The sequence below is a fragment of the Aeromicrobium sp. A1-2 genome (genome assembly GCF_003443875.1).
GTDB lineage: Bacteria > Actinomycetota > Actinomycetes > Propionibacteriales > Nocardioidaceae > Aeromicrobium.
This window is the reverse complement of record NZ_CP027482.1, coordinates 1,162,634-1,187,320: the sequence shown is the minus strand read 5'-3', so window position 1 is coordinate 1,187,320 and position 24,687 is coordinate 1,162,634. Positions and strand designations below refer to the sequence as shown.

19 protein-coding genes are annotated in these 24,687 nt (G+C 67.6%); 3 read left to right on the top strand and 16 right to left on the bottom strand.

The features are described 5' to 3' along the window. Nucleotides 1–13: 13 nt before the first annotated feature. From C6I20_RS05830 to hisD, 8 genes are all read right to left on the bottom strand, one after another. Entirely contained in the window at nucleotides 14–1,825 is a 1,812-nt protein-coding gene (locus C6I20_RS05830) for an ABC transporter ATP-binding protein (RefSeq protein WP_118395101.1), read from the bottom strand. Continuing rightward, nucleotides 1,822–3,651, bottom strand: coding sequence for an ABC transporter ATP-binding protein (locus C6I20_RS05825; RefSeq protein WP_371682662.1), 1,830 nt, complete (start codon nucleotides 3,649–3,651; stop codon nucleotides 1,822–1,824). Before C6I20_RS05825 ends, C6I20_RS05830 begins: the two co-directional genes overlap by 4 nt. After that, nucleotides 3,641–4,402 carry an imidazole glycerol phosphate synthase subunit HisF gene (hisF, locus tag C6I20_RS05820; RefSeq protein ID WP_118395100.1) on the bottom strand — a complete coding sequence of 254 codons (762 nt, stop codon included), beginning with the start codon at nucleotides 4,400–4,402 and terminating at the stop codon, nucleotides 3,641–3,643. Before hisF ends, C6I20_RS05825 begins: the two co-directional genes overlap by 11 nt. Nucleotides 4,403–4,626: 224 nt before the next feature. Continuing rightward, the gene (gene priA / locus C6I20_RS05815) at nucleotides 4,627–5,352 is read right to left on the bottom strand and encodes a bifunctional 1-(5-phosphoribosyl)-5-((5-phosphoribosylamino)methylideneamino)imidazole-4-carboxamide isomerase/phosphoribosylanthranilate isomerase PriA (RefSeq protein ID WP_118395099.1); all 726 of its coding nucleotides are present in this window, start codon (nucleotides 5,350–5,352) and stop codon (nucleotides 4,627–4,629) included. A gap of 75 nt (nucleotides 5,353–5,427) precedes the next feature. Further along, complete coding sequence (gene hisH / locus C6I20_RS05810) at nucleotides 5,428–6,063, bottom strand: imidazole glycerol phosphate synthase subunit HisH (RefSeq protein ID WP_118395098.1); 636 nt, start codon at nucleotides 6,061–6,063, stop codon at nucleotides 5,428–5,430. After that, complete coding sequence (hisB, locus tag C6I20_RS05805; RefSeq protein ID WP_118395097.1) at nucleotides 6,060–6,659, bottom strand: imidazoleglycerol-phosphate dehydratase HisB; 600 nt, start codon at nucleotides 6,657–6,659, stop codon at nucleotides 6,060–6,062. The genes hisH and hisB overlap by 4 nt, the downstream gene beginning before the upstream one ends. Next, entirely contained in the window at nucleotides 6,656–7,732 is a 1,077-nt protein-coding gene (locus C6I20_RS05800) for a histidinol-phosphate transaminase (RefSeq protein WP_118395096.1), read from the bottom strand. The genes hisB and C6I20_RS05800 overlap by 4 nt, the downstream gene beginning before the upstream one ends. Beyond that, complete coding sequence (gene hisD, locus C6I20_RS05795; RefSeq protein WP_371682661.1) at nucleotides 7,732–9,045, bottom strand: histidinol dehydrogenase; 1,314 nt, start codon at nucleotides 9,043–9,045, stop codon at nucleotides 7,732–7,734. Before hisD ends, C6I20_RS05800 begins: the two co-directional genes overlap by 1 nt. Nucleotides 9,046–9,079: 34 nt before the next feature. On the opposite strand from hisD, the gene ybaK reads away from it, so the two are divergent. After that, nucleotides 9,080–9,571 (top strand): Cys-tRNA(Pro) deacylase, encoded by a 492-nt coding sequence (gene ybaK, locus C6I20_RS05790; protein WP_162891152.1) that lies wholly within the window; start codon nucleotides 9,080–9,082, stop codon nucleotides 9,569–9,571. A 15-nt stretch (nucleotides 9,572–9,586) separates the two neighbouring features. On the opposite strand, the gene C6I20_RS05785 is transcribed toward ybaK, so the two are convergent. Further along, nucleotides 9,587–10,039 carry a hypothetical protein gene (locus tag C6I20_RS05785; protein WP_118395094.1) on the bottom strand — a complete coding sequence of 151 codons (453 nt, stop codon included), beginning with the start codon at nucleotides 10,037–10,039 and terminating at the stop codon, nucleotides 9,587–9,589. Nucleotides 10,040–10,065: 26 nt separating this feature from the next. After that, nucleotides 10,066–13,602 (bottom strand): DNA polymerase III subunit alpha, encoded by a 3,537-nt coding sequence (gene dnaE, locus C6I20_RS05780; protein ID WP_118395093.1) that lies wholly within the window; start codon nucleotides 13,600–13,602, stop codon nucleotides 10,066–10,068. A 166-nt stretch (nucleotides 13,603–13,768) separates the two neighbouring features. Between dnaE and C6I20_RS05775 the strand changes: the two genes are divergently transcribed. Beyond that, nucleotides 13,769–14,179, top strand: a complete 411-nt coding sequence (locus tag C6I20_RS05775; RefSeq protein ID WP_162891151.1) for an iron chaperone — start codon at nucleotides 13,769–13,771, stop codon at nucleotides 14,177–14,179. A 15-nt stretch (nucleotides 14,180–14,194) separates the two neighbouring features. On the opposite strand, the gene C6I20_RS05770 is transcribed toward C6I20_RS05775, so the two are convergent. The 6 genes from C6I20_RS05770 to C6I20_RS05745 form a co-directional block, all read right to left on the bottom strand. Continuing rightward, the gene (locus C6I20_RS05770; RefSeq protein WP_118395091.1) at nucleotides 14,195–16,933 is read right to left on the bottom strand and encodes a PQQ-binding-like beta-propeller repeat protein; all 2,739 of its coding nucleotides are present in this window, start codon (nucleotides 16,931–16,933) and stop codon (nucleotides 14,195–14,197) included. Beyond that, the gene (locus tag C6I20_RS05765) at nucleotides 16,930–18,216 is read right to left on the bottom strand and encodes a hypothetical protein (RefSeq protein WP_118395090.1); all 1,287 of its coding nucleotides are present in this window, start codon (nucleotides 18,214–18,216) and stop codon (nucleotides 16,930–16,932) included. Before C6I20_RS05765 ends, C6I20_RS05770 begins: the two co-directional genes overlap by 4 nt. Nucleotides 18,217–18,297: 81 nt before the next feature. Further along, complete coding sequence (locus C6I20_RS05760; protein WP_118398628.1) at nucleotides 18,298–19,521, bottom strand: pyridoxal phosphate-dependent aminotransferase; 1,224 nt, start codon at nucleotides 19,519–19,521, stop codon at nucleotides 18,298–18,300. A gap of 64 nt (nucleotides 19,522–19,585) precedes the next feature. Further along, on the bottom strand, nucleotides 19,586–20,530 hold the full coding sequence (locus tag C6I20_RS05755; protein ID WP_118395089.1) for an RluA family pseudouridine synthase: 945 nt from the start codon (nucleotides 20,528–20,530) through the stop codon (nucleotides 19,586–19,588). Beyond that, entirely contained in the window at nucleotides 20,527–21,069 is a 543-nt protein-coding gene (locus C6I20_RS05750) for a signal peptidase II (RefSeq protein WP_118395088.1), read from the bottom strand. Before C6I20_RS05750 ends, C6I20_RS05755 begins: the two co-directional genes overlap by 4 nt. Further along, nucleotides 21,042–21,443 carry a TraR/DksA C4-type zinc finger protein gene (locus C6I20_RS05745; protein ID WP_118395087.1) on the bottom strand — a complete coding sequence of 134 codons (402 nt, stop codon included), beginning with the start codon at nucleotides 21,441–21,443 and terminating at the stop codon, nucleotides 21,042–21,044. The genes C6I20_RS05750 and C6I20_RS05745 overlap by 28 nt, the downstream gene beginning before the upstream one ends. Nucleotides 21,444–21,525: 82 nt before the next feature. On the opposite strand from C6I20_RS05745, the gene ileS reads away from it, so the two are divergent. After that, a complete protein-coding gene (gene ileS, locus C6I20_RS05740) occupies nucleotides 21,526–24,669 on the top strand; it encodes an isoleucine--tRNA ligase (protein WP_118395086.1) in 3,144 nt (1,047 codons plus the stop codon). The last annotated feature ends 18 nt before the right edge of the window (nucleotides 24,670–24,687 follow it).

Genomic DNA, 24,687 nt, shown 5'->3' with positions numbered 1-24,687 from the left:
GTCTCAGGCCCGTTCACGCCGGATCGACGATGGCCTGATGGCTCGACAAGGAGGCCTGAGCGACCCAGCTCGCGTGCAGCCGCGCGTAGACGCCACCGAGCTCGACCAGCTCGGCATGCGTTCCGTCTTCGGCGAGCCGGCCCGCGTCGAAGACCAGCACCCGATCGGCATTCTCCGCGGTCGACAGTCGGTGCGCGATCGTGACGCTCGATCGCCCGTCGAGCAGCCGGTCCAGTGCGCGGGTGGCCCGCAGCTCCGTCTGCGGATCGACCGCGCTGGTCGCCTCGTCGAGCACGATGAACTCCGGGTCGGCGAGCGCCGAGCGCACGAGCGCCACGAGCTGGCGCTCCCCTGCCGACAGCGACTCGCCACGCTGGCCGACCTGCGAGTCCAGGCCGCGGGGCAGCGCTGCGTACCAGTCCTTCAGCGCGAGCCGGTCGAACACCTCCATGAGCTCGGCGTCGGTCGCGTCCTTCTTGCCGTAGAGCAGGTTGTCCCGCAGTGTCGCGTCGAACAGGAATCCCTCCTGCGGGACCATCAGGACGTGCCGGCGTAGGTCGTCGAACGGCACCGTGCTGATGTCGGTGTCGCCGAGCCGGACGACGCCGTCAGTCGGGTCCATGAGCCTGGTCAGGAGCTTGGCGAAGGTCGTCTTGCCCGAGCCGGTCTCGCCGACCACCGCGACCCGCTGGCGTGGAGCGAGCTTGATGTCGATGTCCTTGAGCACGTCAGGACCGCCGGGATAGGCGAACGTCACATGGTCGAATCGGGCGCCGAGGTTGCCCTCGGGCAACTTCGTGCCGCCCACCCCGGGGTCGATGACGTCCGCCGGGGTGTCGAGCAGGTCGATGACCCGGCGCCACGAGGCGATTGCGTTCTGCGCATCGGTCAGCACCTGGGTCGCGGTCTGCACGGGCCCCACGAACAGCCCGACGAGGAAGGCGAAGGCGATCACGGTGCCCATCGACAGCCCCCCGGCCACCCCGATGATGACGCCGAACGTGATGACTCCGGCATTGGCCAGACCGCCAGCAATCCCTGCAGCCGCGAAGGTCACCGCCACGAGCTTCTGGGCACTGACGTTGGCGTCAAGATTGCGGGTGATGCCAGCGTCGACCCGTGCCTGCGTGCGGCGCTCGACGGCGTAGGCGCGGACGACCGATGCGCCGACGACGGGCTCGGCGATGACCGCGATCATCTCGCCGACCGTGCGCCGCACGATGTCGTAGGCATCACTGAGGCGCTGCGCGAAGAAGCGCAGGCTGATGAACAGCGGCAGGAAGCAGATCAGCACGACCAGCGTGAGCTGCCACGAGTAGTAGCTCATGATCAGCGTCGCCACCACTATCTGCCCCATACTCACGACGATCTGGATGCCGGTGAACTGCAGGAACTGCGACACCTGATCGATGTCGGATGTCACTCGGGAGACCAGGACGCCACGCCGTTCGGAGTTCTGCGTCAGCATTGACAGGTCATGGACGTGCCGGAACGCATTGACCCGCATCTGGGCGAGCCCGGTCTCGCTGGCGACGAACAACCGGATCCGCATCCAGTAGCCGATGCCGGCGGTGATGACGATCAGCGCCGTCGCGATGGCCAGGAAGGTCGCGATGTCCGACACCGTCGTCCGTCGCCCGTCGCCCAGCCCGGAGTCGACGGTCTTCTGGATCAGGATCGGCACAGCGGAACCGCCGAGCGTGCTGAGGACCGCCAACAGGATCGTCAGACCGATCCCGTCCTTGATCGCCGGGGACATCGACAGGCCGCGGCGGATGATCGCGATGCCGCCCAGGCGTGCGTCGTCCTCGACCTGCTCACTCATGACAGCGCCTCCCTCGCCTGGTCGTAGGCGTTGACCAGGTTGCGATAGTCCGGGGAGCGCTCGACGAGCTCCCCGTGGCTGCCCCGGTCGGCGATCGCTCCCTCGTCGAGGAATACGACCTCGTCCGCCAGTGCGATCGTGGCCTTGCGATACGCGACGACCATGACGGTCGGCCCGTCATCATCCGAGGTGTGCGCCGCGAGTGCCTTGAGGATGCGTTGCTCGACCTCAGGATCGACCGCACTGGTCGCGTCGTCCATGACCAGCAGGCGGGGCCTACGCACGAGGGCTCGCGCCAGCGACAGACGCTGACGCTGGCCGCCCGACAGGGTCGTGCCGCGCTCGCCAAGCTCTGCATCGAGTCCGCCCGGGAGGTTGGCGACGAACTCATCGGCCTGGACCGTGTGCAGGGCGGCCCACACATCGTCGTCGGTGAAGTCGCCACCCAGCGTGACGTTCTCGCGCACGCTGTCGTCGAACAGGAAGGTGCCCTGCGGCACGACCGCGATCGCCCGGGCCAGCTCGTCATGGGTCAGCTCGCGAATGTCGACGCCATCCACGCGGATCGCCCCGGTCTGGGGGTCGACCAGGCGGGTCAGCAGCGAGGTCAGTGTGCTCTTGCCACTGCCCGTCGCACCCACCACCGCGACGACCCGGCCGGGGGCAACCCTGAGGTCGATGCCGCGCAGCACGTCCACGTCCGAGCCGGAGTAGCCGAAGGTCAGGTCGTCCACGTCGAGCCGCACTGGACCGGCACCCGGCAGCGTAGCGGTGCCGTACGGCATCGAGCCGCGCTCGTCCAGGACCGACGCAACCCGGTCCCACGTCACGACACTGCGTGGCAGCTCGCCCAACACCCAGCCGATCGCCCGGACCGGGAATGCCACGACCGTGAAGAGGTAGGCGACCGAGACGACATCACCGGGATCTGCGGCTCCGCTGCTGACCCGACCGATGCCGAGCAGGATCACCAGCAGGATGCCGAAGTTGGGCAGCGCCTCGAGCAGCGGGTCGAACATGCTGCGGATGCGGCCAACCGCGATGTTGGCGTCGCGAAGCTCCTCGGCGACGTCGCGGAAACGATCCGTCTCGTCGGCCTCGCGACCCAGCGACTTGACGACGAGTGCTCCGTCGAACGACTCGTGCGCCACGGCGCTGACGGAGCCGCGCAGGGACTGCGCGTGGGCGACCCTGGGCGACAGCCAACGCTGGTAGAACACGTTGATGCCGAACAGCGCGGGGAAGACGACCAGACCGACCAGGGTCAGGACGAGATCGGCCCGCACCATCTCGAAGATCGCTGCGACCAGCATCGCGATGACGCCGATCGCCATGGGCAACGGCATGAAGACCGCCCACGCACCCTCGACGTCTGCGTTGGCATTGGACAGCAACTGTCCGGTCGGGTGCCGGTGGTGCCACGCCATGGGCAGCGAGAGGTACTGGCGGGTGACCCGGCGACGGTAGTCCGCAACGAGCCGGTAGTAGACGATGCCGCCGATCAGCCGGCGAGCCACGATGCCGAGCGCACGCAGCAACGCGACCGCCAGGAAGAGCAGGACGGCACCGACCAGCGCTCCCTTCGTGACCTCGCCGCTCTGGAACGACGGGCGAATGACGTGATCGGTCGCCCAGCCCAGGACACGGGCGTCGGCGACGGTCATGAAGCCGAACAGGACGCTCCCGATGACCGAGATCCAGAACAGCAGGCGCTGCTCGCGGATGCCGCGTCCGAGCAGGGTGAAACCGCGCCGCGTGATCCGGGCAGTGTTCATCGTGCCGAGGTCGCGGTCGTCCTGCTCCTCCACGACGGGGCTACCTGACACTGTGTCCAGCTGCTCGCAAGGTCTCTTTCACCTGTCCGATGGTCATGTCGCCGAAGTGGAAGACGCTGGCGGCGAGCACCGCGTCGGCTCCGGCCTCGATGGCCTGCGGGAAGTGCTCCAGCCGGCCGGCGCCGCCACTCGCAATGAGCGGCACCTGTGTAACGTCACGGACCGCCCGAATCATTTCCAGGTCGAATCCGTCGCGAGTGCCGTCGGCGTCCATCGAGTTGAGCAGGATCTCCCCCGCCCCGAGCTCCGTCGCGGTCCGCGCCCACGCGACGGCGTCCAGACCCGACGACGTGCGGCCACCGTGGGTCGTGACCTCGAAGCCGCTCGGCTGGTTCGGGTTGCGCCGAGCGTCGACGCTCAGCACCAGCACCTGGTTGCCGAACCGCTGGGCGATCTCGGCGATGACCTCGGGCCGGGCGATCGCCGCGGTGTTGATGCCGACCTTGTCGGCTCCTGCCCGGAGCAGCCGGTCGACGTCCTCGGGCGTGCGGACACCGCCGCCGACGGTCAGCGGGATGAACACCTGGTCCGCGGTGCGACCGACGACGTCGAACGTCGTCGCACGGCTGTCCGAGGACGCCGTGATATCAAGGAAGGTCAACTCGTCGGCGCCCTCGGCGTCGTAGACCGTGGCCATCTCGACCGGATCCCCCGCGTCACGCAGGTCGACGAAGTTGACACCCTTGACGACCCGTCCGGCATCGACGTCCAGGCATGGGATGACACGCACGCAAAGGCTCACCGCACGAGCCTAGAGGAATGCTCCTCGGCGCCCATCCCGTGCCGCCCCTTCTGCCTGCCGAGAGGCCGCTTCCTGCGGCGCCCACCGATCTCGCGGTTTACCAGGAGACCCAGGCAAGCGGTCACTTACCCGGGCGAATTTGCCCGGGTAAGTGCGCGATACCAGGAGATCCTGGTAAACCGTCGAGCTGGAGGCCGTTCCGCGCCGGGCTCGACGACCGACGGTCAGATCTCGCGGACGGCGGCCAGTGCTTCGGGGAGCGTGAAGGCGTCTGCGTACAGCGCCTTGCCGACGATCGCGCCCTCGACGCCGATCCCGGTCAGGGTCGCGATGTCGCGCAGGTCCTGCAGGCTCGAGACGCCACCCGAGGCCACGACAGGCTTCTTGGTGATCGCGCAGACTTCCCGCAGCAGCTCGAGGTTGGGACCGGTCAGCGTGCCGTCCTTCGTGACGTCGGTCAGGACGTAGCGGGCGCAGCCGTCGCGCTCGAGCCGGTCGAGGACCTCGAACAGGTCACCACCTTCCTGCGTCCAGCCGCGGGCCGCAAGGGTCCGGCCGCGAACGTCGAGGCCGACGGCGATCTGGTCGCCGTACTCAGCGACGACCTTGGCGCACCAGGCCGGGTTCTCCAGCGCCGCAGTGCCCAGGTTGACCCGGGTGCAGCCGGTCGCCAGAGCGGCCTCGAGCGAGGCGTCGTCGCGGATGCCGCCGGACAGCTCGACCTTGACGTCGAGCCGGCCGACGACCTCGGCGAGCAGCTCGCGGTTGCTGCCCTTGCCGAATGCCGCGTCGAGATCGACGAGGTGGATCCACTCCGCACCGTCGGTCTGCCACTGCAGGGCAGCATCGAGCGGGGAGCCGTATGTGGTCTCGCTGCCGAGCTCACCCTGGACGAGGCGCACGGCCTGTCCATCGGCGACGTCGACGGCGGGGAGAAGTTCTAGGGTCACGCAGCCGATCGTATCTGTCGCCGGTCCGGCCCGGGTCACCCCGCGGGGCGATCTGGGTCACCCCACGGCCGTGCGCTACAGCGTGGCGAGCCAGTTGCGCAGCAGCGCGATGCCGACGTCGCCAGACTTCTCAGGGTGGAACTGGGTCGCCCACAACGGACCGTCCTCGACGGCCGAGACGAAGCGGTCGCCGCCGTAGTCGGTCCAGGTGACGGCCGGAGAAGGCAGGGCGGGAGGCCGGGACAGCTCCCAGCTACGCAGACCGTAGGAGTGCACGAAGTAGAACCGCTCCTCCTCGATCCCGGCGAACATCTTCGAATCCTCGCCGGCCTCGACGGTGTTCCAACCTATGTGCGGCACGATCGGGGCTTGCAGTCGCTCGATGACGCCGGGCCACTCACCGCAGCCCTCGGTGCGCACGCCATGCTCGATGCCCTCGCCGAACAGAATCTGCATGCCGACACAGATGCCGAGCACGGGCCGGTTGGCGATGAGCCGGCGCTCGATGATGCGCACGCCATCGACGTCCACCAGACCGCGCATGCAGGACTCGAACGCGCCGACGCCGGGCACCAGCAGCCCGTCAGCCTCCGCAGCGACCTTCGCGTCACTCGTCAGCTCGGCATCGGCGCCCGCACGCTCGATCGCGCGCACTGCCGAGCGCAGGTTGCCCGAGCCGTAGTCCAGCACCGCAACGCGGGGTCGGGTCACAGAGCACCCTTCGTGCTGGGAATACCTGACTCACGCGGATCGATCGCGACGGCGTCGCGCAGTGCCCGCGCGACCGCCTTGAACTGGGCCTCGGCAATGTGGTGCGGGTCGCGGCCGTCCAGCAGGCGTACGTGCATCGTGATCCCTGCGTGGTGCGCGATCGACTCGAACACGTGGCTGGTCAGTGAGCCGGAGTACTGCCCGCCGATGATCGCGGTGATCTGCCGCTCGGGCTCGCCGGAGTGCACGAAGTAGGGACGGCCGGACACGTCGACGACGGCCTGCGCGATCGACTCGTCGAGCGGCACCAGCGCATCGCCGTACCGGCGGATGCCGACCTTGTCACCCAGCGCCTCGCGGATCGCCTCGCCGAGGCAGATCGCGGTGTCCTCGACCGTGTGGTGCGCGTCGATGTGCAGATCGCCCTCGGACCGGACTGTGAGGTCGATCAGCGAGTGCCGGGAGAACGCCGTCAGCATGTGGTCGTAGAAGCCAACTCCCGTGGAGATGTCGTTGGCTCCGGTGCCGTCAAGATCGATCTCGACGACGACATGGGACTCCGAGGTCTTTCGCTCGATGCGGGCGCTACGGGTCATCGGGTCACCTCCAGGAGTGATGTGTAGAAAGCCTGCATCTCATCGGGGGTCCCGACCGAGACGCGGAGCCATCCGTCGGGTCCAGTCTCCCGTATCAGCACACCGCGGTCGACGAGGCCCTGCCAGATCGCGTGTCGGTCGTCGAAACGGCCGAACAGGACGAAGTTTGCGTCCGAGTCCGCGACCTCGAAGCCCTGCTCCTTCAACCAGGCCGCCAGGTCGTCGCGGGTGGCGCGCAGCTCATCGACCCGGGCCAGCAGCTCGTCGCGGTGGCGCAGCGCGGCGCTCGCGGCGGCCTGCGTCACGGCGGACAGATGGTAGGGAAGTCGCACGATGCGCAGCGCATCGATGATCGCGGCATCTGCGGCGACATAGCCAAGACGGCCGCCGGCCAGCGCGAACGCCTTGCTCATCGTGCGAGTCACCAGCAGGCGAGGGAACTCGTCGAGCACATCGAGGGCGCTCGGCGTGCCCTGTCGGCGGAACTCCGCATAGGCCTCGTCGACAACGACGACGCCGGGAGCCGCCTCGACGACGGCCCGCACGGTCTCCAGCGGCAGCGCCGTTCCGGTCGGGTTGTTGGGCGAGGTCAGAAGCACGACATCGGGCTGCTCCACCTCGATCAGCGCAAGCGCCCGCTCGAGGTCCACCGAGAAGTCCTGCTCTCGCCGGCCCGCAACCCATCGGGTGTGAGTGTCCCGCGCGTACTCGGGATACATCGAGTACGTCGGAGCGAACGACAGCGCAGTCCGGCCCGGACCGCCGAAGGCCTGCAGGATCTGCAGCATGACCTCGTTGGACCCGTTGGCCGCCCAGACCCGCTCTGCCGTGAGGTCGTGGCCCAGATAATCCGCCAGCCCGGCCCGCAGGACGAGTGCCTCGCGATCCGGGTAGCGGTTGAGCGTCGTCGCCGCGAGACGCACGGCCTCGGCGATGTCCGCCGCCACGCCATCGCTGGGGCCGTAGGGATTCTCGTTGACGTTGAGATTGATGACGTCCGGGATCTGGGGTGCACCGTACGGCTCGAAGCCGCGCAGGTCCTCGCGGATCGGCACCCAGGAGGGCAGCGGCATCAGCGGGACGTCCGGATCGACACCGCGGCTCCGTGCGAAGGCAGGTTCTCGGCCTCGGCGAGAGTCACGACGTGGCCCCCGACCTCGCGCAGGGCAGCCTCGTCGTAGGTCACGACATGCATGTTCTTGCAGAATGCGCGGACCGAGAGTCCGGAGGAGTGGCACGCGCATCCCGCCGTCGGCAGGACGTGGTTGGACCCCGCCGCGTAGTCACCCAGGGACACCGGGGTGTGCGGTCCGACAAAGATGGCTCCGGCGTTGACGATCCGCGCCGCAACGGCGGCCGAGTCGGCGGTCTGGACCTCCAGGTGCTCGGCGGCATAGCCGTTGGCGACTTGGACAGCCTGGTCGATGTCGCGGACCAGGACCGTGGCGGACTGCCGGCCCTCGAGCGCGGTGCGGATGCGCTCGGCATGCTTGGCCGAGCCGATCTGGTCATCGAGCGCGGTGTCGACCGCGTCAGCCAGAGCCGCGCTGTCGGTGATCAGGACGCTGGCAGCCATGGGGTCGTGCTCGGCCTGGCTGATCAGGTCGGCCGCAACGAACCCGGCATCGGCGGTGTCGTCCGCAATGATCGCGATCTCGGTCGGACCGGCCTCGGAGTCGATGCTGACTGTGCCCTGCAGGTAGCGCTTGGCGGCCGCGACGTAGATGTTGCCCGGTCCGGTGATCAGGTTGACCGGACGGCACTCCCCTGCGCCGTACGCGAACATCGCCAACGCCTGGGCGCCACCCACCGAATAGACCTCGTCGATGCCGAGCAGGCCGCACGCGGCGAGGATCGTCGGATGGGGCAGGCCGCCAAACTCCGCGTTGGGTGGGCTCGCGAGGGCGATGCCCGGCACCCCGGCAACCTGGGCCGGCACGGCGTTCATGATGACGGTGCTGACCAGGGGCGCGAGGCCGCCCGGCACGTACAGTCCGACCCGCTGCATCGGAACGATGCGCCGCTCGACCGTGGCACCGGGAGCCACATCGGTGACCAGCGTGTGCTCCAGCTCGGCCTGGCTGGTGTGCCGCAGCCGGCGGATGGACTCCTCGAGCCCGGCCCGGATGTCGGGGGCGAGATCAGCCAGCGCAGCCGCGATCGCGGCAGTCGGCACCCGCAGCTCGGCGGGGCGTACGCCGTCGAACCGCTCACCGGCATCCAGGACCGCCTCGACACCGCGGGATCGGACGTCCTCGCAGATCGGTCGAACTGCGGCCATCGCCTGCTCGACGTCGACTTCGGCGCGCGGGACCGCCGCGCCGTAGACGCGCTGCAGATCGTGCTCAGCGGGCTGCAGATTTGTCAGGTCAAGTCGTCGCATCACAACGGCAAGTCTACGGACGCACTACGGTGGACAGGTGGCCGCCAACAAGAAGTCCACCGACGCGACTCCCGCCTTCATCGCGCTGCATCGGGCCAACGTCCCCTTCACACCGCACTCGTACGTCCACGACCCCCGCGCGGAGTCGTTCGGCATGGAGGCGGCCGAGGCGCTCGGCGTCGAGCCGGGACGCGTCTTCAAGACCTTGATGGCCGAGGTCGACGGCGCCCTGTGCGTGGGTGTCGTCCCCGTCATGGGCTCGCTGGACCTCAAGGCGCTGGCCGACGCACTCGGCGGCAAACGTGCCCAGATGGCCGATGCGGCCCAGGCCCAGCGCGCGACTGGCTATGTCATCGGCGGGATCTCCCCGCTGGGCCAGAAAAAAAGGCATCCGACCGTGATCGACCGGTCTTCGCAGCAGTGGCCCACGATTTTCGTTTCGGGCGGTCGTCGCGGCCTGGAAGCCGAGCTCCACCCCAGCGACCTCGTCATCGTCACGAGCGCCGTCGTGGCCCGCATCGCCCGCTGACGCTCCGCGGGCAGATCACTCCCGTGGGTGCTGCTCGTCGCGCGCCGCGGCAAGCATCGTCGTGACGATCAGTCCGACGAGTCCGAAGATCGGCCAGATCAGGAAGGGCCACACGGTGTCGACGGCCAGCTCAGAGGGGACGCGGTCGCCGACGGACAGACCGCGCACCGTGGCGGGGTCGGGTGGGCCGAGCTGCACGCCGACCCGCCAGGCCACGACACCCGCGACCAAAGTCGCTGCGATCAGGACAGGCGTCGTGACCCAGCCCAGCTCTCGCAGCGTCACCGCAAGGAAGCAGCCGAGCAGCAGCGAGGCCACAGCACCCACCGCGACAAACGTGACGATCACGGAGAAGCTGCCGGTCGAGGCGGCTTCGGTCAGGACGATGCCGGTCTCACGGACCTGCCACTGCGCGGGGCTCGCGAGCTGCTGCCACACGACGCCAGCCGCGATGCCCAGGAGGAGCATCGCGGCGGTGGACAGGAGTGCTCGTCTCAGGAGAGGCAATGTGGGCCCAACAGCTCTTTCAGGTCGGCGATCAGCGAGGACGACTGTGCCACACGGTGGCTGTCGTCGAGTCGCATGACCTTGGTCGATCCATTGCCGATCAGTCGTAGGTGCACCTCGGAGACACCCGGGTGGGTGGCCAGGACCTGCTTGAACGTGCCGATCGTGTCTGCCGTACAGCGAGCCACGGGCAGGCTCACGACCAGCGGGCGATCTGGGCCCCCCGTGCTCATGGCCGGCATCGTGACCTCGAGCGCATTGAGCTCGATGCCGTCGTCCTTGCGGCGGACCCGGCCCTTGACCACGACGATCGTGTCGGGAATCAGGACCGGCACCGCGAGCTGATAGGCCCCCGGGAAGACCATGACCTCGATGCCGCCCTCGAGGTCCTCGATCGTGATCGAGGCCCAGCTGTCGCCCTTTTTGCTCATCCGGCGCTGCACGCCGGTGATGAGCCCGCAGATGCGGATCGTGGTGCCGTCGGGGATGTCGGTGTTGGTGAGCAGCTCGCCGACCGTGCTGTCGCTGCTCGCGCGGAGCACGTGCTCGAGTCCCTGCAGGGGGTGGTCCGAGACGTACAGGCCCAGCATGTCGCGTTCGAACGCCAGCAGCTGGGTCTTCTCCCACTCGGGCATCGACACGGGCACCTCGACCTTGCCGCCGGTGAACGCGTCGTCCGCGCCTCCGAACAGCGAGTCCTGCCCGATCGCGGCCTGCCGCTTGAGGTCGATGTAGAGATCGACGCCCTCCTCGGCGACCGTCGTCAGCGCTCGACGGCGGTGACCCATCGAGTCGAAGGCGCCGGCCTTGATCAAGGAGTCGAGCACCCGCTTGTTGCACACCAGCGTCGGCACCTTGTCGAGGAAGTCGTTGAAGTCGGTGTAAGGGCCATTGTTGGTGCGCCCCTCCACGACGCCGGCCACGACGTTCTCACCGATGTTGCGGATCGCACCGAGTCCGAAGCGGATGTCGGCTCCGACCGAGGCGAAGTTGGAGACCGACTCGTTGACGTCCGGCGGCAGCACCTTGATGCCCATTCGTCGGCACTCGTTGAGGTAGATCGCCGATTTGTCCTTGTCACCGCGGGTGCTGGTCAGCAGCGCAGCCATGTACTCGGCCGGGAAGTTGGCCTTGAGGTAGGCCGTCCAGTAGGAGATGACGCCATAGGCAGCGGAGTGCGCCTTGTTGAAGGCGTAGTCCGAGAACGGGAGCAGAACTTCCCACAGTGTCGTGATGGCCTTTTGCGAATAGCCGCGCTCGAGCATGCCGCCCTGGAACCCGGCGTACTGCTTGTCGAGCTCGGACTTCTTCTTCTTGCCCATCGCGCGCCGCAGGTTGTCAGCCTGTCCGAGTGAGAACCCGGCCAGCACCTGGGCGATCTCCATGACCTGCTCCTGGTAGACGATCAGGCCGTAGGTCTCCCCCAGCACCGTCTCCAGCGGCTTCTCCAGCTCGGGGTGGATCGGGTCGATCGGCTCGCGGCCGTTCTTGCGCCGGGCGTACTTGTTGTGCGAGTCCGCACCCATGGGCCCCGGGCGATAGAGCGCGCCGACGGCCGAGATGTCCTCGAACTTGTCGGGCTTCATGCTGCGCAGCAGGGCCCGCATCGGGCCACCGTCGAGCTGGAACACCCCGAGGGTGTCGCCGCGCGCCAGCAGGTCGTACGTCGCCGGATCGTCGAACGTCAGATCCTCCAGGACCAGCTCGATGTCCCGGTTGCGCTTGATGTTGATCAAGGTGTCATCGAGCACCGTGAGGTTGCGCAGGCCGAGGAAGTCCATCTTGACCAGCCCGAGCGCCTCGCACATCGGGTAGTCGAACTGCGTGATGATCGCGCCGTCCTGCTCGCGCTTCATGATCGGGACGATGTCGATCAACGGGTCGCTCGACATGATGACGCCAGCCGCGTGCACACCCCACTGCCGGATCTGGCCCTCGAGCCCCAGGGCGGTCTGGTAGATCTTGCGGACGTCGGCGTCCTCGTCATGCATCTTGCGGAAGTCGGCGCCGTCGCCGTAGCGCTTGTCGTCCTTGTCGAACAGGCCCTTGAGCGTGACGCCCTTGCCCATGACGTCGGCCGGCAGCGCCTTGGTGATGCGCTCGCCGTGGGTGAACGGGTAGTCCATGACCCGCGCGGCGTCCTTGATCGCGGCCTTGGACTTGAGCCGGCCGAAGGTCGCGATCATCGCGACCCGCTCCTCGCCGTACTTGTTGCTGACGTAGCGGATGACCTCGCCGCGTCGACGCTCGTCGAAGTCGATGTCGAAGTCGGGCATCGACGGACGTTCGGGGTTGAGGAAACGCTCGAAGATCAGGCCGTGTGTCAGGGGGCACAGGTCCGTGATGCGCAGCGCGTACGCCGCGATCGACCCGGCTCCCGAGCCACGCCCCGGCCCGACCCGGATGCCGTTGTCCTTGGCCCAGTTGATGAAGTCGGCGACCACGAGGTAGTAGCCGCAGTAGCCCTTGCTCCGGACGACGCCGAGCTCCATCTCGGTCCGCTCGCGCACCGCGTCGGTCAACGCCTCACCCGGGTATCGGGACTCGACGCCTCGCCAGACCTCCTTGGTGAACCAGGAGTCCTCGGTCTCGCCCGGGGGGACGTCGGCGCGGGCCATGTATCCGCCGTTGGACTCGGCGAACTCGACCTCGCAACGCTCCGCGATCAGCAGCGTGTTGTCGCAGGCGGCCTTGAGGTCGAATCGGTCCTCCCACAGGTCACGCATCTCCTTGGCCGACTTGATGTAGAAGTCGTTGGAGTCGAACTTGAACCGGTTGGGGTCGGTCATGGTGCTGCCCGACTGCACGCACAGCAGTGCCGAGTGCGCCTCGGCGTCCTCGGGGGCGGTGTAGTGCGAGTCGTTGGTCGCGATCGGTGGCAGGTCGAGATCCTTCATGAGCCGCAACAGGCCATCGCGGACCTGCGTCTCGATCGCGAGCCCGTGGTCCATCAGCTCGAGGAAGAAGTTTTCCTTGCCGAAGATGTCCTGGAACTCGGCGGCCGAAGCCCGCGCCTTCTCGTAGTTGCCGATGCGCAGCCAGGTCTGGATCTCGCCGGACGGGCAGCCCGTCGTCGCGATGAGCCCCTTGCCGAATCGCTGCAGCAGGTCACGGTCGGCACGCGGCTTGCGGTACTGCCCCTCGAGGCTCGCATAGGAGCCGATACGGAACAGGTTGTGCATGCCCTCGGTCGTCTCCGACAGCAGCGTCATGTGGGTGTAGGCACCCCGCCCGGCCACATCGGCATCCTTGGCGCCCTTGTTCCACTGCACGGCCTTCTTCTCGGTGCGAGGGATGTTGGGCGTGAGGTAGGCCTCCATGCCGATGATCGGCTTGACCCCGTGCGCCTTGGCCTTGCTGTAGAAGTCGAAGGCGCCGTGCAGGTTGCCGTGATCGGTCATCGCAATGGCAGGCATGCCGAGCTCAGAGGTCCGGTCGAAGAGCCCGTCAAGCAGGGCCGCACCATCGAGCATCGAGTACTCCGTGTGCACGTGCAAGTGCACGAATGGTGAGTCGCTCGACATCGAAAAATGGCCTCCTCGGCACGATCTGGGGGGAAGGGCCTCAGCCTAGTCGAGGGCTCCGACTCATCGAACCAATCGACCCCGTGTCGTCGAGACACCGGGACCAAACCGCCGGCACACCGGCACCGGCTGGCCCATCGGCACCATGATCGGCTCTACTGGGCACATGACCCCAGCGAGCGAAGACGGCGACCCACAGAAGTTCAGCACGGTCGAGGAGTACCTCGAGGCCGCGCTGTACGACGTCGAGCCACGGCTCGTCGAGACGCGTCGCGCGATCCGTGAGGCGATCCCCGGCGCCGAGGAGACGATCAGCTACAACATCCCGGCGTACAAGCAGGACGGCGTCGTCGTGGTCCAGTTCGCGGGCTACTCCGAGCACACCTCGCTCAACTTCTTCCCCTCCGGCGCAACCTTCGCGAAGTTCTCCGATGAGCTCACGCCCTACCGGACGAGCAAGTCGGCAGTCAGGTTCCCGCTCGACGAGCCCCTCCCGACCGAGTTGATCACGGCCATCACCGCCTTCCGCGCCAAGGAAGCCGCCGAGTACGCGGCCCGTAAGCACTCGGGGAAGTAGGCGCAGCCTGCGCCGTCAGGCGGCCGGCTTGACCAGCCTGAACACGCCGACGTCGTGCCGTTGCGTCGAAGGCACCTTCCGGCCGGTCTGATTGAAGGCGTAGTCCCACCCGTAGTCGTCGTGCGACAGAGCGACGCCGCCGGCGAAGGGCGTTACCGCGGGTATGGCCTGGAGCCCGTTGCGAGACTTCGCCGGCACGTTCCACCGGCCCGTGATCTTGCCGCTCGAAGCATTCAGCGTCATCACCTCCAACGAGATGCCGTTGCTCAGCGTGACCAGCACGGTCTTGCCGCCGTCAACCAGGTCGAAGCTCTGGGAGACCGTGGAGGCCTTGCGGTCACGCTCCATGGAGTCCTCGATCGACTTGGTGTCCACGGCCCAGCGGACCTTCTCGTCAGTGAGCGAGTACCGCATGACGCCCGTCGACTGCGGCAGGACGACGTCGCCGTCGTCGAACCCGACCGTGACGTGCGCCGCGGAGATCGCACCGGTCAGTGCGAACTGACCCAGGTCGTTCGCGAGATAGTCCCGCTTGACGGCACCGGTCCGTGCCACCACCCGCCCGTCCTCGGGATCGAGCTGCACGAGCGAGTCCTTGACCTGGGCCTCGGGGTCGGACGAATCGCCGTACGACGTCGAGATCCACAGGCCGTTGCCGCGCCACACCGTGACCGGGCTGGAGCGCTCGACCTTCGAGAGCACCTTGCTGGCGGTCGTCGACCAGACCCGCTCGAACGAGGGCAGCCGGTAGGCGTCGATCGCCCAGTCGCGGCCGTCCTTGACCGGGGCCGCGCTGATCACCAACGACGGGTCCTGAGGCGTGTGCTCCAGGTAGTAGGGCCGGCGCGCCAGCTCGGCCTGCTCGACGAGCGCTCCGTCCGTGAGGCGACTGACCTTCTGATCACCCGTGATGACGAGCACCGCGCCCTGGTGGACCTCGATGCGCGACACCGTACGGGCCGTCTTGGACAGCTCGACCCGGTCCATCACCGTGCCCTTGGACGCATTGACCCGGAGCAGGGTGTTGCACCCGTCGTCCTTCGCGCCGCCGCGATAGGCGATCGTGAAGGTCTTGACCTTCTGGTCCGGCTCGGGGGCCGCACAGACCCGGGCGCCTGCGTCATCGTCGAGGTCGGTCGACCACAGCTCCTTGCCGGACTTCGGATCGATCCCCGTGACCGCGTTGCCGGCGTAGGCGATGACCTGACCGCCGGTGCTGAAGGCGCCTGCGCGGCGGTCTTCGTCGGATCCTTTGGGGGTCTTGAGGCCGCCGATCGACTTCGTCTCGGCAGCAGCAGGTCCGGCGGTCGGGACGGCCGCCGGCGTCGACTTGCCGGGCTCGGGGAACGTGAAGACCCCGATGTCGTAGCGGTCGCCCTTCGGCTCCTTGAGGTCCTTGTAGTCGGCGAACGTGAACTCCCACATCTTGAAGTTGCGGGTCAGGACGACACCGTCACCGAACAGCGTCATGCCGGGCTCCACCTGAAAACCGTTGCGATATTCCTCCGGCAGGCCCCATCGGGCCACCAGCTTGCCGGTCTTGGCTTCCACCGCGAGGATCTCTGCCGACGTGTCGTTGCTCACCGTGGCAACCAGGTATCCGTCGTCCGTGACGCCCTGGGGCAAAACGGTCGTCAGCGGATACTCCTCGTCCGAGTCGAGCTGGATCTGACTGAGATCGAGGTCCCACATCACCTTGCCGGACTCCAGCGAGTAGCGGGTCATGCCGCGCACCTGCGCGAAGACAGTGTCCCCACCCGGCATGCCAAGGGCACGGTCGAACTGGTTTGACGCACTCGCGAGGTCGAACTCCCCGACGTCGGCCTGCCCACCGGAGTCCTTCGCCGCATCGGCACGGCCCAGCACCTCGCCGGTGGCCGGATCGACCTGGACCATGTAGTACTTGTCCGCGGTCTCCTGCTTCAGCCAGGCTGAGTTGCCCTCTGACGCAGAGATGATGCAGTCCTCGCGTACGTCCGGGAACAGCGCCTCGGTGTCCTGCGTCCAGACCTTCTTGAACGACGGCAACGCGTACCCGTCGACCCGGCAACGCTTCCCGTCGCCATGCCGCGATCCGATCAGGACGTCGCCCTCGGGTGCGGCGTACAGGTCGAAGTAGGTCCTGGTCTCGAGCCGGGCGACCGGCTCGGGCTCACCCTTGACCATCTTCCAGACCACGCCATTCATGTCCACGAGGTAGTCCTTGCCCTTGACCGTGAACAAGTGGTTGACGGTGCCACCGGCGCTCCCGCCCTCGTACTTCTCCGGGTCGTTGAGCTTGTCGGACTTCGCCATGACCTTGCCGTCCGACACCCGGATCGTGGCGAGGTTGGGGCAGTAGCCGCGCTCCCCGTGCGCGACCGTGAACGTCTTGACTGCCCGGTCGGGCTGCGACACATAGCAGACAGTGCCGCCTCCGAGGTCGAGCTTGGCGGTCCACAGCTGCTTGCCGGAGCCGACGTCGTAGCCGGAGATGTCGTCGACGGAGTAGCCGACCACGGTCTTGCCGCTCACGAACGCCCCGGACCGCCGCTGCACCTGTGACGTGTCGAGCGAGCCGGTGGTCTCCTCCAGCTCGTCGGAGGACGCGAGCAGCACCTTGGGCGCCATCGCCGGACCGAGGGCCGGCCCTCGAGCGGTCGGCGCCTTCGCCGGCAGGGGCAGAGAAGGGCCGTCCTTCTTGGACTCGCCTCCACCACTGCATCCAGCAAGGACGACGCCGACGGCGAGGAGCAATGCCGCTGTCCGCCTCATACGCCCAGCCACTTCCGTGTCGCGGCCAGCAGGTCCTTCTCGCTGCGCCCCAGTTTCAACCCACCGTCCTTGCGGGACTCCGCGGAGTAGAACGCCTCAGCCGTCTCGTGAACCGCGTCCCGACCCTTCTGGTCCTCGAGGTACGCGTAGACCGCTGCCGAGCACTGATAGAAGTCGTACTCCCTGGGCGATGAATGGAACGCGTCGTAGTCCTTCAGCGCCACCGACGAGAACTCGCCGAACGCCGAGCGGATGCGTGCGCCGTTGCGTGCCATGAGCGTCTTCGATCCGACTGCCCCCCACTCGGCCAGTCCCTCGACTACCCACGTGGGCGTCCCACCGCGTACCAACCACTGATCTGCCAGGACGTGCACGCCCTCGTGGGCCGCCACCGTCTGGAAATCTGGCCGCGAGAACGACTCCTGATGCAGACCGACCCGCCCGGTCGCGAGCGGGAGCCCCTTCTTCCCCGATGGGGTTTTCTGGCCCCGGGCCAGCTCGTCGGGGTCCAGGAACGGGTGGTAGTACGCATGGGCATCCGCGTCGCCGAGAGCCACACCTCCCCACAGCTTCCCGTCGATCGCGGGCCACGTGAGAGCGTAGAAGATCTTGTCGACACCCTGAGGCTTCGGCATCACCTCAAATGCCCGCTTCGCGCCGGCCTCGATCCTGGCCGCATGTGCTTTCGCGCGCTTGGCGTCTTCCTTGCGAAAGACGATCCAGGCCCTCTTGGTCTCGATCGCGTCGACATCGGCAACATCCCAGATCGACGGGTCAAAGCTCTCGTCGACATCGCCGACGTGCATCAGCTCGAGCGGGGCGTCCTGGGACTTCTTGCGAAACGCTGACCGCATGCTCTCGACGACCTGCTGGCCGTCGCAGCCCTTGACGGTGTGTGCGAAGACGAGCTCCCCGGTGTACTCGACCTTGCCGCCGGCGGCGTTGCGGGTGCGGCCCCCCGGCAGGCCGACGTACCACTCACCGTCGATGAATCCGAGTCGTTCGAAGTTCTCGAGTCGCCGGCTCCAGCGCTTCTCGAACGTCTCGCGGTCGAAGTCCCCGGGGTCGATGACCTTGAGGAGCTCTGTGACGTCACCCGTGCCCATGGCCCGATTGAGGCGACCCCGCAGGGCAGCGATGTCGGCCTCGGTGACAACTGTCCCCGTACGGGGCTTGACGATGTTGGGCCCGCTGGTCGTCGCCTCGGGCCCTGCTGTGCCCCCGCCACCGCACCCGGCCACGAGAAGTCCTGCCGTGCCGAGCAGCAGCGTGCGCCGATCCATACCGTTCACCGATTCCCCCGAACCCTCAGTCTCGGAGGCAGGCTACCCGGCGGATCTGCGGCGCGCTCGTCGAGGCCGGATTCAGACCTGTCGGTAGGTGCTGAGGAAGTTGCCGAGCCGCTGGATCGCCTCGGCCAGATCACGCGCCCACGGGAGCGTGACGATGCGCAGGTGGTCGGGTTCGGGCCAGTTGAAACCCGTGCCCTGGGTCAGCAGGATCTTCTCCTGCAGGAGCAGGTCGAGCACGAGCTGCTGATCGTCCTTGATCGGGTGCACCTCGGGATCGAGCCGCGGGAATGCGTACAGCGCGCCCTTCGGGGTCACGACGCTGACTCCGGGGATCTTGCGCAGCTCGTCGACCGCGGTGTCGCGCTGCTCCAGCAGCCGGCCGCCGGGCAGGATGAGCTCCTTGATCGACTGGTAGCCACCCAGCGCCACCTGGATCGCGTTCTGCGCCGGGACGTTGGGGCACAACCGCATCGAGGCGAGCAGGGTGATGCCCTCGAGGTAGTCACCGGCGCGCTCCAGCGGTCCGGTGACGACCAGCCAGCCCGCGCGGTAGCCGCACACCCGGTACGCCTTGGACAAACCGTTGAAGGTCAGCGTCAGGACGTCCGGCGCGACGCTGGCCATCGGGATGTGCACCGCGTCGTCGTACAGGATCTTGTCGTAGATCTCGTCAGCCATCAGGACCAGATCGTGCTTGCGCGCGAGATCAGCGATGCCAGCCAGGGTCTCGCGCGAGTAGACCGCGCCGGTCGGGTTGTTGGGGTTGATCACGACAATGACCCGCGTGCGGTCGGTGATCTTGGACTCCAGGTCCTCCAGATCGGGGTCCCAGCCGTTGTCCTCGTCGCAGCGGTAGTGCACCGGCACTCCCCCGGCGAGGTTGGTCACGGCGGTCCACAGTGGGTAGTCCGGGATCGGGACGAGCACCTCGTCGCCGTTGTCCAGGAGAGCCTGCAGCGCGATCTGGATCAGCTCAGAGACGCCGTTGCCGATCCACACGTCGTCGATGTCGATCGTCGGGAAGCCCTCCTGCAGCTGATAGTGGTGCACGACGGCGCGCCGGGCGGACTGGATCCCCCGGGAGTCGGAGTAGCCGGCGGAGCCGGGCAGCGCAGCGATCACGTCCTGCAGGATCTCGGCGGGCGCGTCGAAACCGAAGGGTTGCGGGTTGCCGATGTTGAGCTTGAGGATGCGGTGTCCCTCGGCCTCCAGTGCCGCTGCACGAGTGCTGACGGGACCGCGGATGTCGTACAGGACATCTCTCAGCTTCTCGGACTGACGCACGACACGACTCATGCGCACATTGTCCACGACGCCGAACTTCACCCGCCCCGTCCCCACCGAACCCGCTGAGAGTGAGTCAGTCGAGGGCGCGGATGACCTCGAGCGCCTCGGTGAGGTCGTCGGGGTAGTCCGAGTCGAACTCGACGTACGATCCGGTGCGCGGGTGGATGAAGCCAAGCTTCTTGGCGTGCAGCCACTGCCGGTCGAGCCCGACCTTCTTGGCAAGCGTCGGATCGGCGCCGTACATCAGGTCACCCACGCAGGGATGATGGAGCGCACTCATGTGGACACGGATCTGGTGAGTGCGGCCCGTCTCGAGCTTGATCGTCAGCAGACTCGCGTAGTGGTGCGCCTCGAGCGTGTCGTAGTGCGTGACGCTCTCGCGCCCGCCGTCCTTGACCGTGAACTTGAAGTCGTGCTTGGGATGGCGCGCGATCGGAGCGTCGATCGTTCCCATGTGCGGGTCAGGGTGGCCCTGCACGAGTGCGTGGTACGTCTTGTCGACCGTGCGGTCGCGGAAGGCCTGCTTGAGGACCGTGTAGGCGTGCTCGGACTTGGCGACCGCCATCAGTCCGCTGGTGCCGACGTCGAGACGGTGCACGATGCCTCGTCGCTCGGGCGCTCCTGAGGTCGAGATCCGGATGCCGGCGCCAGCGAGGTGATCGAGCACGGTCGGTCCGTACCAGCCGACGCTGGGATGCGCGGCGACGCCGACTGGCTTGTCGACCACGACGAAGTCATCGTCCTGAAACACGATGCGCATGCCCGCGACCTCGTTCGCGACGACCACGGCGCGACGTGGCGCAGGGATCGAGGCCTCGAGGATCGAGCCGGGGGTGACCCGGTCGGACTTCGCCGGCGGAGCGCCGTCGAGCATGACGAGCCCCTCGGCGACGAGCTCGCTGGCTCGGGTACGGGACAGGCCCAGGAGTCGTGCGAGTGCGCTGTCGACGCGTTCGCCAGCCAGCCCCTCGGGTACCTGGAGCACCTTGTGCTCGAGCTCGGTCTCACCGGTGGTCATGTCTTCTCCTGGCGTGTTCCGTCAAGTCCGACACCGCGCCACGTGCGCCACACGATCAGCACGGCGGCGAGGGTCAAGGCGATGTCGGCGACATTGCCCACGAACACGCCGTAGTCGATGAAGTCGACGACGTGGCCCCGTAGCGGCGCGGGCTCACGGAGGATGCGGTCGATGAGGTTGCCCGCGGCGCCCGCTAGCAACAGTCCCAGACCCACAGCCCACCACCGGTCGCGCAGGCGGCGCGCGACCCGGATGACGCCGATCGCCACAGCCACCGCGATCGCGGTCAGCACAATCGTGAATCCGGCACCCGTGCCCAAGGCAGCACCACCGTTGCGCAAGAACGTCAACGACAGCACGTGCGGGATGAGCTCGATCGACTCACGACCCTGCAGCTTCTCGACCGCGAGCACCTTCGTGACCTGATCGGCCAGAAGAGTCACCGCCGCCACGACCGTGAACAGACGGACGTATGTGTGTGTGGCGGCCGCGCCGTGGTCGTCGCCAGGGCTCAGCGACGCTCCTCGCGCTGCTTGCATGTCATGCACAGTGTCGCACGCGGGAACGCCATCAAACGATTCTTGCCGATCGCCTCGCTGCACACCTCGCACTGCCCGTAGCTGCCCTTGTCGAGCCGGTCGAGGGCCTTCTCGGTCTGCCGCAGCAGCTCGCTCTGGTTGGCCCGGAGCGACATCTCCGAGTCACGCTCGAGTCCTTTCGAGCCCACATCGGCCTGGTCGTTGCCGGCTCCGTCGACACCGTCGCGCAGCAAGTCCTGCAGCTCACGGGCGGACTGGTCGAGCTCTCCGCGCAGGCGGGTCAGGTCAGCCTCGAGCTCGACCCGCACCGCCTTGGTCTCGGCGGCGGTCCAAGGGGTCTCGTCAGCTCGTACGGCGAGCTTCGTGTTTGGCATGCAGGGAGATTAGACCCCCCGTGGGTCAAAGACAACTCGCACCGCCGCGGGCCGGACCAACCTCACCCGTAGAATTGAGCGTGTGACTTCGCACGCGTCCTATCGCCCCGTACCTGCCCATGTCGATCTACCGGCGTTGGAGCACCAGATCCTCGAGCTCTGGTCCGAGCAGGGCACCTTCGCCGCGAGCCTCGACACCCCGGCAGATGCCCCCCGCTGGACGTTCTACGAGGGCCCCCCGACGGCCAATGGCACGCCCGGGACGCACCACGTCGAGGCTCGAGTCTTCAAGGACGTGTTCCCACGGTTCAAGACCATGCAGGGCTATCACGTCGACCGCAAGGCCGGCTGGGACTGCCACGGCCTGCCGGTCGAGATCGCGGTCGAGAAGGAGCTGGGCTTCAACGGCAAGCCCGACATCGAGGCGTACGGCATCGCGGCGTTCAACGAGAAGTGCCGCGAAGCAGTCGTCCGCAACGTGGACCTGTTCGAGGAGATGACCGACCGGATGGGCTACTGGGTCGACATGGCCCACCCCTACCGCACGATGGAGCCGTCGTACGTCGAGAGCGTCTGGTGGGCACTGTCCACGATCTTTGACAAGGGCCTGCTGACCGAGGACTTCCGGGTCGCCCCCTACTGCCCGCGCTGTGGCACGACGCTGTCCGACCACGAGCTGGCCCAGGGCTACGAGACCATCACCGATCCGTCCGTCTACGTACGTTTCCCGCTGACCTCGGGCCCCTACGCGGGCCGGGCGTCGATGCTGGTGTGGACCACGACGCCGTGGACGTTGGTCTCCAACACCGCGGTCGCGGTCAACCCCGACGTCACGTACGTCCTGGCGACCGACGGCAACGAGACCCTGATCGTCGCCGAGCCCCTGCTGGCCGAGGCCCTCGGCGAGGCGTGGACCGCGACAGGCGAGTCCTTCATCGGCCGTGACATGGAACGTTGGACCTACCAGCGCCCATTCGAGCTCATCGAGTTCCCGTCGCCCGCGCACATCGTGGTCCTCGGCGACTACGTGACGACCGAGGATGGCACCGGGCTGGTGCACCAGTCCCCTGCATTCGGCGCGGACGACATGACCGTCTGCAAGGCGTACGACCTGCCGGTGGTCAACCCGATCACGGCGGACGGGCACTTCGAGGCCGATGTGCCGCTCGTCGGCGGACAGTTCTTCAAGACCGCCGACCGAGTGCTGGCCGACGACCTCACGGCCCGCGGCCTGATGTTCAACGAGCTGGCGTACGAGCACTCATACCCGCACTGCTGGCGCTGCCACACGCCGCTGATGTACTACGCCCTGCCGGCCTGGTACATCCGGACGACAGCCGTCAAGGACCGGCTGCTGGCCGAAAATGCCGACACCAACTGGTTCCCCGAGACGATCAAGAACGGACGCTTCGGCGACTGGCTCACGAACAACATCGACTGGTCGCTGTCACGCAGCCGCTACTGGGGAACACCGCTGCCGATCTGGCGCAATGACGCCGATCCCAGCCGGCTCGTGTGCGTCGCCTCCCTTGCCGAGCTTTCGGAGCTGACCGGCCGCGACCTGGCCGACCTCGACCCGCACCGCCCGTACATCGACGACGTCACGTTCACCAAGGACGGCGAGGACGGCACCTACCGCAGGGTGCCCGATGTCATCGACGCGTGGTTCGACTCCGGCTCGATGCCCTTCGCACAGTGGGGCTACCCCCACGCGCCTGGTTCGAAGGAGAAGTTCGAGCAGGCCTACCCTGCGCAATACATCTGTGAGGCGATCGACCAGACCCGTGGCTGGTTCTACTCGCTGATGGCCGTCGGCACCCTGGTGTTCGACGAGAGCTCGTACGAGAACGTCGTCTGCCTCGGCCACATCCTGGCCGAGGACGGCAAGAAGATGAGCAAGCACCTCGGCAACATCCTGTTGCCGATGCCACTCATGGAGGAGCACGGCGCCGACGCGCTGCGCTGGTTCATGGCGTGCTCTGGCTCGCCGTGGTCACCTCGCCGGATCGGGCACACGGCCCTCAGCGAGATCGTGCGCAAGGTCCTGCTGACGTACTGGAACACGACGGCCTTCCACGTGCTCTATGCCGGCACCGAGGGCTGGACGCCCACGACCGGAGAGGTGCCGCCCGTCGCGGAGCGTGAGGTCCTCGACCAGTGGCTGCTCTCCGAGCTCCACACGCTGACCCGCGACGTCACGGCTGCCCTTGAGAGGTTCGACACCCAGGTCGCCGGCGCCCGGCTCGCGAGCTTCATCGACGACATGTCCAACTGGTACGTCCGTCGCTCCCGCCGTCGGTTCTGGCGCGGCGACACCGCGGCCTTCGCGACGCTGCACGAGACCCTCGAGGTGCTGACCAGGCTGCTCGCTCCCCTGACGCCGTTCATAGCCGAGCGGGTGTGGCAAGACGTCATCGTGCCGGTCACCCCGGGTGCCGCGGCATCCGTGCACCTCGCGCAGTGGCCGGTCGCCGACGAGTCACTGATCGTCACGGGGCTGGGAGCGCGTGTCGATCTGGCTCGCCGGGTGACCGAGCTCGGCCGGGCAGCACGTGCTGAGGCCAAGGTCCGCACCCGCCAGCCGCTGCGGCGCGCCCTGGTTGCCTCCGGCGCCTGGCACGAGCTCGGCGAGGACCTGCGCGGTCAGGTGTGCGAAGAGCTCAACGTCGGCACCCTGGAGTCGATGGCCGACGCCGGAGCTGAACTCGTCGAACACTCGGCCAAGGCCAACTTCCGCAATCTCGGCAAGCGTTTTGGCAAGGACACCCCGCAGGTCGCGGCAGCGATCGCCGGCGCAGACGCTGGCGCGATCGCCACCGCGTTGGCGGACAGCGGCACGACCACGGTCGACGTCGACGGCTCGCCGGTCGACATCGGGCCGGACGACGTGATCATCTCCGAGCGGCCCCGTGAGGGTTGGTCGGTCGTCAACGACCAGGGTGAGACCGTCGCGCTCGATCTCGAGCTCGACGATGCCCTGCGGATGGCTGGTCTCGCACGCGAGGCCATCCGGGTCATCCAGGAGGCACGCAAGAGCTCAGGCCTTGACGTCGGCGACCGCATCACGCTTGCGTGGTCGGCCACCGGGCCGCTGGCCGAGGCCCTGCGAACCCACGAAACGCTGATCGCCGACGAGGTCCTGGCGACCTCGATCGCCGAGACGGCCGGCGCGGCTCAGTCGGTCGACACCGACCTAGGCCTGGCCTTCGACCTCGCCAAGGTCTGAGCTTCACCTCCCGCCGAG